Below are 14,069 nucleotides of genomic sequence, written 5' to 3'. Positions count from 1 at the left end.
CTTATTTGCCCGGTGCCGAAAAACCGGGCTCGCCCGGGCCGGGCGGGATGTCTGGGGCGCCGAACAAGATGCTCTGCGGCTGTTCATTGAGCGTGCTCATGGTGGTTTTCAGGGCGCGCATCGAGGAGCGCGCCTCCCCGCTCAGCTCGATTACTTGCGGCAAGACTTCCAGGGACACGCCATTGGCCACCGTTTCCACGGAATTGCCCACCCGGTCGACCGTGCCATTGACCTTGTCGAGCACGCCGCCGGGCGCCTGGATGTCGTTACCGAGTTTTTTCCACGTGGCCGTCAAGTCCGACACGTTCTTGCTGGCCGTACTGACCGCCGTCAAGGTTTGGCGCGTTTGTTCCGTCAGTTGCGGCAATTGCGACAGGGTCGGTTCCAGCTGCTGCGGAATGGCGCCAAAGGCCTTGGCCGCCTTGCCCACTTCAGTGAAGGCGCCCAGCATGGCCGCCTGGTTGTCGGGGCTGAGCAAATTATTCACTTTATTGGTGATCTGCTCGGCCTGGTCGAGGATGCGCTTGCCCCGTTTTTCCAGCTGGTCGAGCAAGCCGGCGCGCAGGGGGATCAGCGAAGGCTTGTCCTTGCTGGTGCCCAGCAGTTTCGAGCCCACGTGCTCGTCGTCGAGCTGGATGTAGGCGATGCCCGTCACGCCCTGGTAGCCGAGCGTGGCAAAGGTGGTGTTGGTGACGGGCGTGTCGGGCGCCACGCTGATGTGCACGAGGATTTGCCCCGCCTTTTGCGTGTCGAAGTCGATGGCGTCGACCTTGCCCACTTCCAGGCCCCGGTAGCGCACGGTCGCCTGCGGGTTCAGGCCCGGCACGGACAGGGTGGTGGCGAGCAGGTAGGGCACCCGTTCCACGCGGTCGCGGTTGAACCAGACGCCGAACAGGATGGCGGCCACCAGCAGGGTCAGTGTAAAAAATCCCGTCATCAGGGCATGTGATCTGTTTTCCATTACTTCTCCGCTTTCTTGTCAGTGCCGGCGTCGTCGCCTGGCTGCGCCGCCTTGTCCGCCGCCTGTTTTTCGTCGAGGACGGCCAGCGCGCGCTTGCCGCGGTCGCCGAGGAAAAATTGCTTGATGAACGGGTGGTCCACTTCGATCACCTCGCGCGTGGGGCCGATGGCGATCACGTGTTTTTCCGCCAGCACGGCGATGCGCGTGGACAGGGCGAACAAGGTGTCGAGGTCATGCGTGACCATGACGACCGTCAAGCCCAGCTCGCGGTGCAGCGACTGGATCAAGGAGACAAAACTTTCCGACAAGTCCGGGTCCAGGCCCGCCGTCGGTTCGTCCAGGAACAGCAGCTTCGGCTCCAGCGCCAAGGCGCGCGCCAGGGCCACGCGCTTGATCATGCCGCCAGACAAGTCCGACGGCATTTTCAGCGCATGTTCCGGACCCAGGCCCACCATGTTCATCTTTAATAGTACCGCGTCATGCACCAGCGCCTCGGGCAGCACGCGCAATTCGCGCATGGGCTGGGCCACGTTGTCGAACACGGTCAGGGCCGAATACAGGGCGCCTTGCTGGAACAGCATGCCCCAGTGGTTGCGCAGCTGCTGCAGCTGGTCGGAACTTGCCTTGTTGATATCTTCGCCAAAGACTTTGACGCAGCCCCGCGCCGGATGTTCCAGGCCCAGCATCTGGCGCAGCAGCACCGTCTTGCCCGTGCCGGAGCCGCCCACGATGGAGAGGATTTCGCCCCGTTCGATTTCCAGGTTCAAGTCCTGGTGCACGACGGTGCGGCCGAACTTGGTCCACAGATTGGTGATTTCCACCACGGGCGCGTCGCCATGCAGGTTGAACTGGCCGTCCTGGCCCTCGCTCGCCTTGCAGGCGATATCGGTGTCGTTCGCCATCAGTAGCCCACTCCATTGAAGACGATGGCGAACACGGCGTCGGCCAGGATCACGACGGTGATGGCCGTGACGACGGCGGTGGTGGTGCCGCGCCCCAGGCTTTCCGTATTCGCCTTGATGCGCAGGCCGAAGTGGCAGGAAACGAGGGCGATCAGCATGCCGAAGATCACGCCCTTGCCCAGGCCGATCATGTAATTGGCCAGCGGCACGGCATCGGGCAGCTTCTGGATGAAGTAGCGCGCCGACAGATTCAGTTCCACCTTGGCCGCCACCATGCCGCCGATCAGCGCGGCCGTATCTGTCCAGATGACGAGCAGGGGCATGGAAATGGCCAGGGCCAGCACTTTGGGCATGATCAGGCGGAAACCGTGCGAAATGCCCATCACCAGCATGGCGTCGAGCTCCTCCGTGACGCGCATGACGCCCAGCTGGGCCGTGATGGATGAGCCGGAGCGGCCGGCCACGAGGATGGCTGCCAGGAGCGGCCCCAGTTCGCGGATGACGCTCATGCCGAGCAGGTTGACCAGGTAAATATCGCCGCCAAAGGCGCGTAGTTGCTGCGCGGAAAGATAGGACAGCACGACGCCGATCAAAAAGCCGACCAGGGCCGTGATGCCCAGCGCCTGGAAGCCCGCATGGAAGATATTGGCGGAAATTTCACGCCACGGCCCGCGCATGGGATGGCGCGCGAAGCGGCCGATATCCTGCGTCACCTGGCCGACCAGGGCAATAAAGCCCTTCAAATGTTCGAAAAACAGCAAGATGGCCATGCCCAGCTTCATCACGGGCGTGAGGCGGTTGGCGCGCGACGGCGGCGTTTGCAGCGGTCCCGTCTCTTCGATGCGCCGGAAAAACTCTTCCTGCGACGGCGCCAGGGTCAGCTGCGCGGGGCGCTGCTTGCCCCAGGCATTCCAGAACAGCTGGGCACCGATATGGTCCATGCTGTCGATGGCCGACAAATCCCATTGCGCTCTGGTATCGCCCTGCAGGGGCTTGAGCTGGGCGTCGATGGCCTTGATGGCATTGTCATGCGCCAGCGCGTGCACCTGCCAGGTGCCGCTGGCAGTGACGACGGCTCCCTGTTGGGAGCTGGTCTGGGAGAGGGTCAGTTTCGGCGATTGTACAGTCGGCATCGCGCCAGTTTAAGGGAGAATGGCGCAGACCGCCACCGCTGTTCAATCGCCCGCCCCTCAGGACGCCAGGTGGCGCGCCTGCCGCTGCGGCAGGGCGACGTCCGGACGCACCTTGGCGTTGCTAGTACTCACTTCGCTTGGCTTGGCATGTGCGGCCGCCTGTGCGCCGCCCGCATAGTCGCTGGCCACGAGGGCATTGGCCTCGGCCGCGCTCATGCCGCGCGTCTGCAGCCATTGCGCCACCAGCTTGGCCAGGCGCTCCATGGCGATGCGGTGGGTGGCGTCCGTGTGGGCGTACAGCCAGTTCGAAAAGTCCATGAAGTTTTCAAACGGCGCATCGCCGAGCATCCATTGCACGGTATTGGCGAAGCGGCCCGAGTTGGCCACCAGGTCCCAGTAGCGGGCGAAGCGCACGAGGCGCTGCATGCTCATGAAATCGAGCTGTTTGTTCGCCAGGATGGTGTACGGCGGGTGCGGGTCGAACACCATGCCATAGTTTTCCGTGTGGCGGATGATGGGCGTGCCGCGCAGCCGCTTCAAGATGCCGAACTGGATTTCATGCGGTTTCAGGGCCACCAGCTTGTTGAAGCCGGCCGCAAAGCTCGCTTCATCCTCGCCCGGCAAGCCGGCGATCAAGTCCACGTGCAGGTGGGCGTTTGATTCTTCGCAAAGCCAGCGGATGTTATCGGCCGCCTTTTGATTGTCCTGCTTGCGGCTGACCAGCGATTGCACGTCCGGATTGAAACTCTGGATGCCGATCTCGAACTGCAGCGCGCCGGGCGGGAACTTGCTGATGCCTTCTTTCAAGGCGTCGGGCAGGTGGTCGGGCACCAGCTCGAAGTGGGCATAGATGGGATCGTCCGGATTCGCTTCGATCTTGTCTAAAAAGAACTGCATGATCTTCAAACTGGTCTTGACGTTCAGGTTGAAGGTACGGTCGACGAACTTGAACAGGCGCGCGCCGCGCGCATGCAGGGACTCCATCTCGGCCAGGAAGTTCTCCAGCGCGAAGGGCCAGGCCGTCTTGTCCAGCGCCGACAGGCAGAATTCGCACTTGAACGGGCAGCCGCGCGACGCTTCCACGTAGATCGTGCGGTGGCGGATATCGTCGTCTGTATACAAGGAGTAGGGCAGCTGCAGTTCCGCCAGCGGCGCCTGCACGCCCGCATGGATCTTCATCAGCGGCTTCGGGCCGTGGAGGATCTCGCCGCACAGCTTGGGAAAGGTGATATCGCCCCAGCCCGTGATCAGGTAATCGGCCAGTTTGACGATTTCCTGCTCGCCCGCCTCATGCGACACTTCCGGCCCGCCCAGCACGATGATGACCTCGGGCGCCACGCGCTTGAGCATGGCAACCAGTTTCGTCGTTTCCTCGACGTTCCATATGTATACGCCAAAACCGATGATGCGGGGCTTGTTGACGAGGATGCGCTCGACCAGTTCCGTGGTTTTCGTGCCGATGACGAATTCCTGCAGCCGCGTCTGCGCTTGCAGCGGCCCCATATTGGCCAGCAGATAGCGCAATCCCAGCGAGGCGTGGGTGTAGCGGGCGTTCAGGGTGGAGAGCAGGATGGTCATGAGAGGCGTTTGAATCGGCGAAACCGCTATTTTACGCTGTCGCGTCAGCTGTGCGCTGCGGCCGCAAATGCCATGTTACCATTTGTCAATAATTACTAACTTGTCAATTTTTCGGCAAGTAAAAAGGATACAAGGTGCTGGCGAAAAAAGTATTCACGAAAAAAGTCCTGGTCGGGGCGCTGGCCGGCGTGGCGCTGGTGGCGGCCGCGCTGGTCGGCTACCGGGTCTTCGGCTGGGGTGCGATGGGGCCGGTCAACGGCCTGAAGCTGGATTTATCGCGGCCCGACGCGCTGGTCCGCACGAAAAGCCTGTCGGCCTTGCCGCGCGACCTGTTGACGGTGCCGCTGGCGCGCGACGTGCTGCGCGAGGATTTCCTGTTCTATTACGAGCAAAGCGAAGACCGGCTGGGCCTCAAGGGCAGCTTGCGCCGCATCGCCTATGAACATGAATTGGGCTGGGGCGACCAGCTGCTGCGCATGGTGCTGGACCAGCCGGCGGAAGTGGCCTTGTGGCGCGATGCCGACGGCTCGCTCAAGCATTTCGCCATCGCCGTCTCGCGCAGCCAGTTGACGCGCCTGCTCGAGGAAGCGGGCAAGATCGCCTTGAAGGATACGCAGATGCGCGTGGCCGGCAGCTTGCGCGTCGATGGCGGCCAGGTGCCCGTGTATGCGCTCAATTATGCCTACCAGCGCACCTTGCTGTTTGCCGCGCATGGACAGCGCCTGGTCATCCTGTCCCATCCCGGCATGCTGTACGGCGGCAGCGACGGCAAGCATGGCGATGGCACGGCTGAAAAAATAGTGGCCAACCTGCTGGCGCCGGAGCCGGCGAAACAAAACGTCTTGCATGCGCAATTCCACCTCGACGGCGCTGCGCCCGAGGGACACAGCATCGCCGTCAAGGCCGACTTCCTGTCGTTCGGTTACCAGCCCTTCTTTGGCGCGCTCGAAGCGCTGCGCTTCGATTTTCAACAGGGCGCCTGGCAATCGAAGGTGCTGCTCAATGCCGATAAACTGAAAAACGGTGCGTATGACAGCAGCGCCCTGTGGCCCGTGCTGCCGCATAACCCGAGCGCCTGCTTCAGCGTGCCGGTGGACTGGGCCGCGCTGCAGCCCGTGCTCAAGCGCCTGGGGAGCAAGACATCGGAGCCGGTGGTGCCGCTGGCCGGGCACCTGCAAGGCCCTGCCGCCGCCTGCTGGTACGGCAATTCGCGCCTGCATACGCCCGTTTTCGTGGCCACGCGCAGCGCGCAAGCCGGCGACGACGCTGTATATGGCAGCCTGTTCGCGGCGGCCATCGGCGGCAAGGACCCCGTGCGCAAGACCACCGGCAAGGATGGCGCCATTCGTTGGGAGCGCAGTGTCGCCACGGCGCTGGGTCAGTCGACACCGGCGCTGGCCGTGGCCGGCAATACGGTTGTCTTCTCGGCCGACGGCAAGCTGGTCGACCAGGTGCTGGCCGTGCGCCGCAAGCAGGCGCCTGCCGCCAGCGACCTGCTGCCCGATGGCGCGCACACGATCGGCCTGATCGCGCCGGCGTCGCTGGCCCGCTTGATCCAACTGGAAGCCTTCGATACCCTGCCGACGAATAACGAACCGGTCTTGCGCGCGGCCGCCAACGAACACCTGGTGCCGCGCCTGGACGCCTTGAAAAGATATCCGCCGCTGCGCATGGTGCTCAAGCGGCAGCCAGCCAGCGGCACCTCGTGGGAAATGCTGGAATGGCAGGAGACGGCGCGATGACGGTGTCGCATGGACGGCGCGCTGCGCTGGCGGTGTGCGTCGCCGCTGTTGCTGCACCCAAGGCCTGGGCGCTGCGCGCGGCCGCCGGGCCGCAAGTACTGCTGTCGCAAGCCCAGAGCCGCGCTTTCCAGGCCTGGATGTTGCGCATTGTCAATGCGCAGATCGAACGGGGACCGTCGCCGCGCTGGACGCACCGCGATTGCGCCGGCCTGGTGCGCTTTGCCGTCAACGAAGCGCTCACCGTGCACGACGCGAAGTGGCTGCGCGCGAACGGCATCGCCAGCGACCGGCGCTTGCCGCCCGAGCTGGAACTCGATGCAAGCCAGGCAGGCCTGCGCAACCGCTGGGTGCAGACGGGCGGCGGCATCGGCCACTTCGTCACGGCGCTGGCGCTGGTGCAGCACAACAGCCGTTTCATCGCCCGCGAAATCAGCCAGGCGCTGCCCGGCGACCTGCTGTTTTTCGACCAGGGCGACGAACAGCACCTGATGGTCTGGATGGGCGCGCGCATCGCCTACCACACCGGCACCGTCACCCCCGACGACAATGGTCTGCGGACCGTCGATATCAAAGAACTCACGAGCTGGAAGGACACGCGGTGGCAACCTGTGGTCAACAATCCGAATTTCGCCGGGGTGTTCCGGCTGGCGTTTTTATCATGAGGCCGATTTTTGTCATGAAGCTGTTCTTTGCCAGCCTGCTGGCCTTGGTCCTCATTGGCGGCGCCTCCGCGCAGGAACGCGAACCCAGCAATTACAGCACCTTCAAGGGCGAGCCCTTCTTTTTGCTGTCCGACGCCAGCTACGGCAGCAGCGACGAGGCACGTGTGCGGCTCGAGGTGCCCGGGCGCGACATGGGGCGCATGAACCTGGAAGCGTATTCGGGCGCCGATATCGTCGTCTACCGCGTGCCCGAAGCGATGGAATTCCTGAAAAAGCAGCGCAATCTGCACCGCATCCAGGTCGAGGGCAATTACCAGGGCGAAGGCCTGGCCAACACCTTGAGCTTTCTGTGGGATAGCTGGTGGAAGCAGTCGCGCCTGGCCTGGCGCAAGCTGTTTTCCGGCGAGGCGCGCCTCGCGGTCACGAAAGAACAGCCGCAGCTGGCGACGAAGGACGCGATCCGCAAGCCGACCGTGTTCGCCAACCACCCGCAGTACAAGCCGATCAAGGGCATGGAACTGGTCGACAGCTTCCGCTATCCGATCTGGCAAGCCAAGGCCATCGCGCCACCGAAAGGCGTCAAGCTCGATGGCTCCAGCAGCGACTTCATCGTCGCCGGCGCCGGCAATGTGATGATCCCGCTGGGCAAACGCAAGCCGGGCCTGTACCTGGTCGAAGCGATCATCGGCGAGCACCGCGCCACCACCCTGGTGTTCGTGTCGGACACGGTGGCCGTCACCAAGGTCTCTTCCGGCCAGATGCTGGTATGGACGGCGCGGCGCGACAACAGCGCCGCCGTGGCCGGCGTCAGCGTGGCGTGGACGGACGGCACCGGCGTGATGCAGTCGGCCGTGACGGGCTTTGATGGCGTCGCGTCGCTCGAGCGCGGCAGCCCCGAACACACGTATGTGCTGGGCCAGGACGGCGCGGGCGGCGTGTTCGTGTCCGAGAATTTTTACTATGACAGCGAAATCTATAACACCAAGATTTATGCCGTGACGGACCGGCCCTTGTACCGGCCAGGCGACGAGGTCAACGTCAAGTTTTTGGGCCGCGAATTCACCTCGGCGCGCGCCTCGCAGGCGGCAAGCGCTGCGCCGATCAGCTTGAGCGTGCTCAATCCGAACGGCACGCCGCTCTTGACGCAAACGCTGCAGCTGTCCGGCGACACGGGCGCCGACACGCGTTTCCGCCTGCCGACGGAAGCGACCGCCGGCGGCTATGAACTGCGTTTCAATTACAAGGATGGCGTGTATGGCGCGGCCTTCCGCGTGGCCGAATACGTCAAGCCGCACTTTGAAATCAACGTCCAGCCATCGAAACCGGAATTCAAGACGGGCGAGGTGGTCAAGGGCAGCATCGCGCTGCGCTACCCCGATGGCAAACCCGTAAAAAACGCGAAGATGACCTTATCCTTGCGCGGCCAGCAAAACACCATGGTCGAGGGGGAACTGCGTTACAGCGGCCTGTTCCCGGTGGCCCTGAAGACCGAGGAAGTGACGAGCGACGGCAGCGGCAATGTGGACTTCACCCTGCCGCCCGCCGCCGATCCGTCGCGCTACATCTTGACTGTGCTGGCGACCGATGGCGCGGCCTACCGCGTCAAGGCGACGCGCGAGCTGATGATCGAACGCTCGAACAGCAGCTATCAGTTGAAGGCGACGCGCCAGTTTTCCGATCCGGGACAAAACGTGCATTTCGATTTGCTGGCCGATGGCCAGGGCGCGGCAAAGCCCGTGCGCTGGGAGATGGTGCCGCTGGAAAAACAGAGCAAGACCGAGGGCGCCTTCGATCCAAACGCCAAGGGCTGGGACGTGACATTCCCGGCCTCCGGCTCGTATCAGCTGGCGCTGCGCGACGAACGGGGCAACCTGCTGGCCGCCGCCAGCCACTGGGTCGCCGGCGATGGCGTGCAGACGACGCCGGGCAGCATCGAGATCGTGCTGGACCGCGCCCGCTACCGCCCGGGCGACATTGCCGAGGCGCTGATCACCTTCTCCGACAAGGTCGACCAGGCGCTGCTGACGCTCGAGCGCGACAAGGTGGAACACCATGGCTTGATGGCCGGCGCCGCCGATTGGTACCAGGCGAAGCGCGTGGCGCCGCGGCAGTGGAGAGTGCGCATCCCGGTAAAAGAAGAGCATGGCCCGAACATGACGTTCTCGGTGGCGTATACCCGCAATGGCGATTTCGTGTTCGAGAACGCCGGCCTGCAAGTGATCGAACCGCGCATCGCGCTGCAGTTCAAGAGCGACAAGGAGGTCTACCAGCCGGGTGAAAAGGTCACGCTGGACGTCAAGGCCACGCTGGACGGCAAGCCCGTGAGCACCCTGGTGGCGCTGGGCGTCGTCGATGAAATGATCTATGTGCTGCAGCCGGAAATCGCGCCGGACATCGGCGACTTCTTCTACCATCCGCGCCGTAACAACGTGCGCACCACGGCCAGCCTGTCCTTCATCAGCTACGACATGGCGCAGGGCCGCACGGCCGGCGCGCCCGCGCGCCACAACTACAACGAACGCGGCGTCAAGGTGCTTGAACGTCCGCGCCGCGACAATATCGATACGGCCTACTGGGCGCCATCGCTGAAGACCGACGCCAACGGCAACGCGCGCGTGAGCTTCACCATGCCCGACGCGCTGACCCGCTGGCGCATCACGGGCCGCGCGATGGATGAGCAGGGGCGCGTGGGCCAGCGCACCGCCTATCTGCGCTCCGACAAAAACTTCTATGCCAAGTGGACGGCGCCCGACTGGATGCGTGCCGGCGATGCGCCGCGCGCTTCGGTGGCCGTGTTCAACCAGACGGGCAAGGAGCAGGCGCTCGACGTCGTCCTCTCGGGCGGCGCGCAGCCGAAGACGGAAAAGCTGTCCGCCAAACCGGGCGTCAACTACGTCGAGTTTCCGCTCGCTGCTGGCGCTAGCGGGCCGCTGCGCCTGGAGCTGAAACAGAACGGCAAGCTGGTCGACGCGTTAGAGGCGGTCATGCAAACCTTGCCCGCCGCCTGGAGCAGCCCGCGCTCGCTGGTGCTGCCGCTCGATGGCGTCACCGGTGATATGCCGCTCAAGCTGCCGGCCGACGCGCGCAATCTCCGCGTCTCGTTCACGCAGGGAGCAGCCAGCCAGTTTGCGCGCATTGCCGACGACCTGATCGACTATCCGTATGGCTGCGTCGAGCAGACGGCCAGCCGCTTGATTCCGCTGGCGCTGGCCACGCAAAGCCTGGGGCCGGACGCGGGCGCCCTGCAAACGCTGCTCACGGCGCAGCGCCTGCGCCTGGTCTCGATGGCCGGCCCGAACGCCGTCTTCGGCTGGTGGGGCAACGCCACGGCCGGCAATGCCCTGATGACGGCGTACGCTTATTACGCCGACTGGTACGCGGCGCGCGCGCTGCACATCGAACTGCCGCCCGAGCACTGGAACAAGCTGCTGGCCGTCTACAGCGAGCATGGCTTGAAGGATGCGATGGGCGACCGCGCGCTGGTGCTGTGGATGGCGCACGAGATGGGCTTGCCCACGCAGACGCTGGCTGCGGGCCTGGTCGACGACAGCGCCATCGCCGTCCTGGGCGGCAAGCCGCGCCAGGCGGGCGACAGCGGCAGCCTGCTGCTGGGCGGGGCATCTGACCGCGAAGCACAAGCGATGAGCCTTGGCCTGGTGGCGCTGGTCGCCAGCCAGAATGGCATCGCCTTGCCGCATTCGCTGCAGTTGCAAGTGGCCAGCGCCTGGCAAGTCTTGCGCGAGTCCAAAGCGCCGGTGGCGCAAGCCTTGCTGATGCTGGCCGGTGAAGTGCCGCCATCGCAGGCCGACGCGGTGCTGGCCGGCGTGCGCGCCGAGATGCCGACTCTGGACCGCGCGATGACGTTGATGTGGGTGCAAAAGAAGCTGGGCGGCGTATCGTTCGGCAAGGGGCCGGCCGTCGCGCCGGACGGCGCCTGGCAAAAACGCGACAGCCGCAGCGGCCAGCCGTTGTGGCGCTGGCTTGACGCCAAGGGCGTGCCTGACAAACTGCGTCTCGCTGCACCGGCGCCGGCCGGCACGGCGGCTGTGGTGCAGTACGACAGCTACGCAGCCGAAGCGCAGACCTTGCCGGTCGCCGTCGAACGTCGCATCCTGCGCATGAAGGCGGGCAAGGGCGGCTACACGACGGAGCTGGTCAAGCCGGGCGAAACGGTGAGCACGGACGCGCTCTACCTCGATGAAATCACCTTGAAAGCAGCGCCGGGCGCGAAACACCGCTTTGGCTTGCTGGAAGTGGCGCTGCCGCCGGGCGCCATGGTGGAATCGACGACCTGGGGCATGGTCATGGCGGGCGACAAGCCGGCCGCGCTGGAACGCGCGCGCCACACGGAGCGTCGCGACGGTTACGCGGTGCCGGTCGAGCCGTTGGAAGGCGCCGTGACCGTGCGCCATTTGCTGCGCTTCGCGCAGAAGGGCAGCTATGTGCTGCCGCCGGCGCGCTTTTACCGCATGTACCAGCCGGAGCAGAAAGCGCTCGAGGGCGGCGGCAAGAGCACGCGCGCGCTGAAGGTCGAGTGATGCGCTTTGTACGTCCAGTATTGATGGCGGCCCTGCTGCTGGCCATGCCTGCCTGGTCGGCTTCATTGGACGTGGCCTGGTGGCGCGACGGCAAGATGGAGGTGCGCCAGCTGCGTCAGGGCGGCGCAGCGCCGCTGCCGTTTGACGGCGCGCGGCAAGTGCCGCTGGCCAGCCTGTGGAAGCTGTTCGTGTATGTCTACGCCAGCGATAACAAGGTGGCGATGCCCGACTACCGCTGCGGCGGCCGCGATCCGGAAGAAGTGTATTGCTGCGATGCGGGCCAGAACATCGGCCACGATGCGGCGCTGGCGCAGTCCTGCGGCCCTTTCTTCTCTCCCCAGCGCCTGATGATCACGGCCGCGCTGTGGCGCACATACTGGACCGTCCGTTTAGGTAGCGCCCCGGCAGGCGACTTTGCCTGGCTGGCGGACCCCGCGCAGCTGGCGCCGGGGCGCCTGGTACGCCTGGACAGCCTGTTGCGCGCGTTGGGCAGCATCCCGGCCGCCAGCCGCGTGGACGCCGAAGCGGCCTTGTTGCGCGTGGTGCTCGATGGTCGCAGTGGGCGCGGCGCTGGTACGGCGCGCTGGTTCGGCAGCCAGTTGCGCGTAAAGACGTATTCCTGGCACGAGCAGCGCCGGGCAGACGAACGGATTGGCGGCGCGGCCGGCTGGCTGGCCGATGGCACGCCGATCTGGTTTGGCGGCGCAGGCGGCAGCAGCAATGTCTTTGAGCAGTGGGCGCCCAGGCTGGCCGCCAGTCTGCCGCCAGTCGGTGCGGCCGACGATGGCGGTTGCGTGGTGGTCGATTACTTCAAGCGCTATCCGATCCGCGCCGTGCGCGGCGAGCGTGGTGTGGCGCTACCTGGTCCGCTGAATGGCCGCTACCATGTGCAATTTGAAAATGGCCAGAACCTCGCCTTGCGCAGCAGCGGCGAGTTGATGCTGGTACAAGAGCAGGGAGGCCGCCCGCAATTGCGCGGCCGCTTCGGCGTCAATGAATATGTGGCGCGGGTGCTCGACCGCGAAGCGAGTGCGAATGAGCCGGAAGCGGCCAAGGCGCTGGCGATTGCCGCGCGCACGTATCTGCAGCAGAACGCGGTGACCGTGGCGGGCTGCCAGCAGATCGCCGACAGCAGCGCGACCCAGCGCGTCAGTCCCAGCCCCGCTACGCCGGCGGCGCTGGCGATTGCGCGCTGGACCGACCAGCTGATCGTCGATGGGGTCACCGTGCGCTATCACAGCAACCAAGCGTCCGAGGGCACGATGGCGTGGAGCGAGGCGGTACGCCAGGCGAAACAGGGCAAGCACTATGATGAATTGCTGGCGGCGGCTTATCCCGGCGGCGCGCTGAGCACCGTTGGCAATACCGGCGCGCGTTGCCGTCGCCTGGCGCAGAACGAGGATTGGCTGGCGCGGTCCGTACCGCGCTGGCGGCGCGTGCTGCTGCGCGAAGCCGGTTACGAGGCGCCGCCGCAAGCGCCGCTGGTGTGTGCCCTGTCCAGCGGCGCGCCGTATTCGGAGCAGTCGCGCAACCGCATCTTCATGCGCCCGCTGGCCACGCGCGAAGACCGCATCACCTTGGCCCATGAATATTTGCACCTTGGCCTGCGCCATCATCCACGCGGCCAGGACGAAGAATATGTCGAGCGGCTGGCCCGCCGGCTCGTCGACCTTAACCTGGAGGCCCTGTGAACTTTTATATCCGTTGCGCGATTCCCCTGATGCTATTGCCACTCTGGGCGCAGGCCCAGGTCACCATCGATGCACCGAAGGGCGGCTGGCGTAATTCGGCCAGCGCGCAGGAGGAATACACGCAAGCGGTCAATTACCCCGCCGCGTCGGTCAACCTGCAGCCGGGCCAGGCCGAGACGGCGCAGATACGGGGGCGTATCGCGGGCGCCGTCAAGGGCAAGCCCGCTACTCTGGTGGTCAATGGCGTGGCGATGCCGATGGAGGTGGGCGAGGATGGCAGCTACGGCCGCCCCTATGGCTTTGGCAGCGGCTCGAACAGCGTGGAGGTGCGCTCGCCCGATGGCAGGAGCCGCGCGCGCACCCAGTTTGTCGACAGCTACCAGGGCAAGACGCAAGCGCGCTTGCGTATCGTGCTGTCGTGGGACAGCGCCGGCACCGACCTCGATCTGCATGTGGTCACGCCGGACGGCGGCCACGCCTGGTACGGCAACCGTGTCTTGAAAGATGGCGGCGCGCTGGACGTGGACGTGACCACCGGCTATGGCCCGGAAATCTTTTCCAGCGCGGCGCCCCTGAAGGGCAATTATCACGCCTACGTCAATTACTACGGCAGCGGCGAGAATACCGCCATGCTGACCGTCGCCCGCCTGTCGATCATCACCAATGAAGGTACGCCGCGGGAAAAGCTGCAGAGCTTCCAGGTGCCGATGCGGGCCGCCGGCGAGCTGACCTTGGTGAAATCGTTCGTCTTGCCATAAATGGCTCTTGCGGACACGCTGTTGCTTGGCTATAATTCGCCCCCTCGCTGAACGACGCATGCAAATGCTGAGTATAGTGAGAAAAAGAAGGAGTTGACGGACGT

9 protein-coding genes are annotated in these 14,069 nt (G+C 65.0%); 5 read left to right on the top strand and 4 right to left on the bottom strand.

Going from position 1 to position 14,069, the window contains the following annotated elements; all coding sequences use genetic code 11:
* Position 1: 1 nt before the first annotated feature.
* From AC1RJW_RS27225 to AC1RJW_RS27210, 4 genes are read right to left on the bottom strand one after another with little or no spacing between them, the layout of a single operon-like run.
* On the bottom strand, positions 2–961 hold the full coding sequence (locus AC1RJW_RS27225) for an MlaD family protein (RefSeq protein WP_493047678.1): 960 nt from the start codon (positions 959–961) through the stop codon (positions 2–4).
* Entirely contained in the window at positions 961–1,863 is a 903-nt protein-coding gene (locus AC1RJW_RS27220) for an ABC transporter ATP-binding protein (RefSeq protein WP_493047677.1), read from the bottom strand. Before AC1RJW_RS27220 ends, AC1RJW_RS27225 begins: the two co-directional genes overlap by 1 nt.
* Positions 1,863–2,996: an MlaE family ABC transporter permease gene (locus AC1RJW_RS27215; RefSeq protein WP_493047675.1), complete on the bottom strand. Its 1,134-nt coding sequence runs from the start codon at positions 2,994–2,996 to the stop codon at positions 1,863–1,865. Before AC1RJW_RS27215 ends, AC1RJW_RS27220 begins: the two co-directional genes overlap by 1 nt.
* A gap of 57 nt (positions 2,997–3,053) precedes the next feature.
* Entirely contained in the window at positions 3,054–4,574 is a 1,521-nt protein-coding gene (locus AC1RJW_RS27210; RefSeq protein ID WP_493047673.1) for a B12-binding domain-containing radical SAM protein, read from the bottom strand.
* Between the two features lie 134 nt (positions 4,575–4,708).
* On the opposite strand from AC1RJW_RS27210, the gene AC1RJW_RS27205 reads away from it, so the two are divergent.
* The 5 genes from AC1RJW_RS27205 to AC1RJW_RS27185 are packed head-to-tail and all read left to right on the top strand — an operon-like array spanning position 4,709 to position 13,965.
* Positions 4,709–6,316: a DUF2138 family protein gene (locus tag AC1RJW_RS27205; protein ID WP_493047672.1), complete on the top strand. Its 1,608-nt coding sequence runs from the start codon at positions 4,709–4,711 to the stop codon at positions 6,314–6,316.
* A complete protein-coding gene (locus AC1RJW_RS27200; protein ID WP_493047671.1) occupies positions 6,313–6,978 on the top strand; it encodes a DUF1175 family protein in 666 nt (221 codons plus the stop codon). Before AC1RJW_RS27205 ends, AC1RJW_RS27200 begins: the two co-directional genes overlap by 4 nt.
* Positions 6,975–11,516 carry an alpha-2-macroglobulin family protein gene (locus AC1RJW_RS27195; RefSeq protein WP_493047670.1) on the top strand — a complete coding sequence of 1,514 codons (4,542 nt, stop codon included), beginning with the start codon at positions 6,975–6,977 and terminating at the stop codon, positions 11,514–11,516. The genes AC1RJW_RS27200 and AC1RJW_RS27195 overlap by 4 nt, the downstream gene beginning before the upstream one ends.
* Complete coding sequence (locus tag AC1RJW_RS27190) at positions 11,516–13,207, top strand: DUF2300 domain-containing protein (protein ID WP_493047669.1); 1,692 nt, start codon at positions 11,516–11,518, stop codon at positions 13,205–13,207. The genes AC1RJW_RS27195 and AC1RJW_RS27190 overlap by 1 nt, the downstream gene beginning before the upstream one ends.
* A gap of 29 nt (positions 13,208–13,236) precedes the next feature.
* On the top strand, positions 13,237–13,965 hold the full coding sequence (locus AC1RJW_RS27185) for a YfaP family protein (protein ID WP_493047668.1): 729 nt from the start codon (positions 13,237–13,239) through the stop codon (positions 13,963–13,965).
* The last annotated feature ends 104 nt before the right edge of the window (positions 13,966–14,069 follow it).

Source organism: Janthinobacterium sp. GW822-FHT07A03 (genome assembly GCF_058798815.1).
The sequence above is the reverse complement of the archived record's forward strand: the minus strand, read 5'-3'. Positions and strand labels throughout refer to the sequence as shown.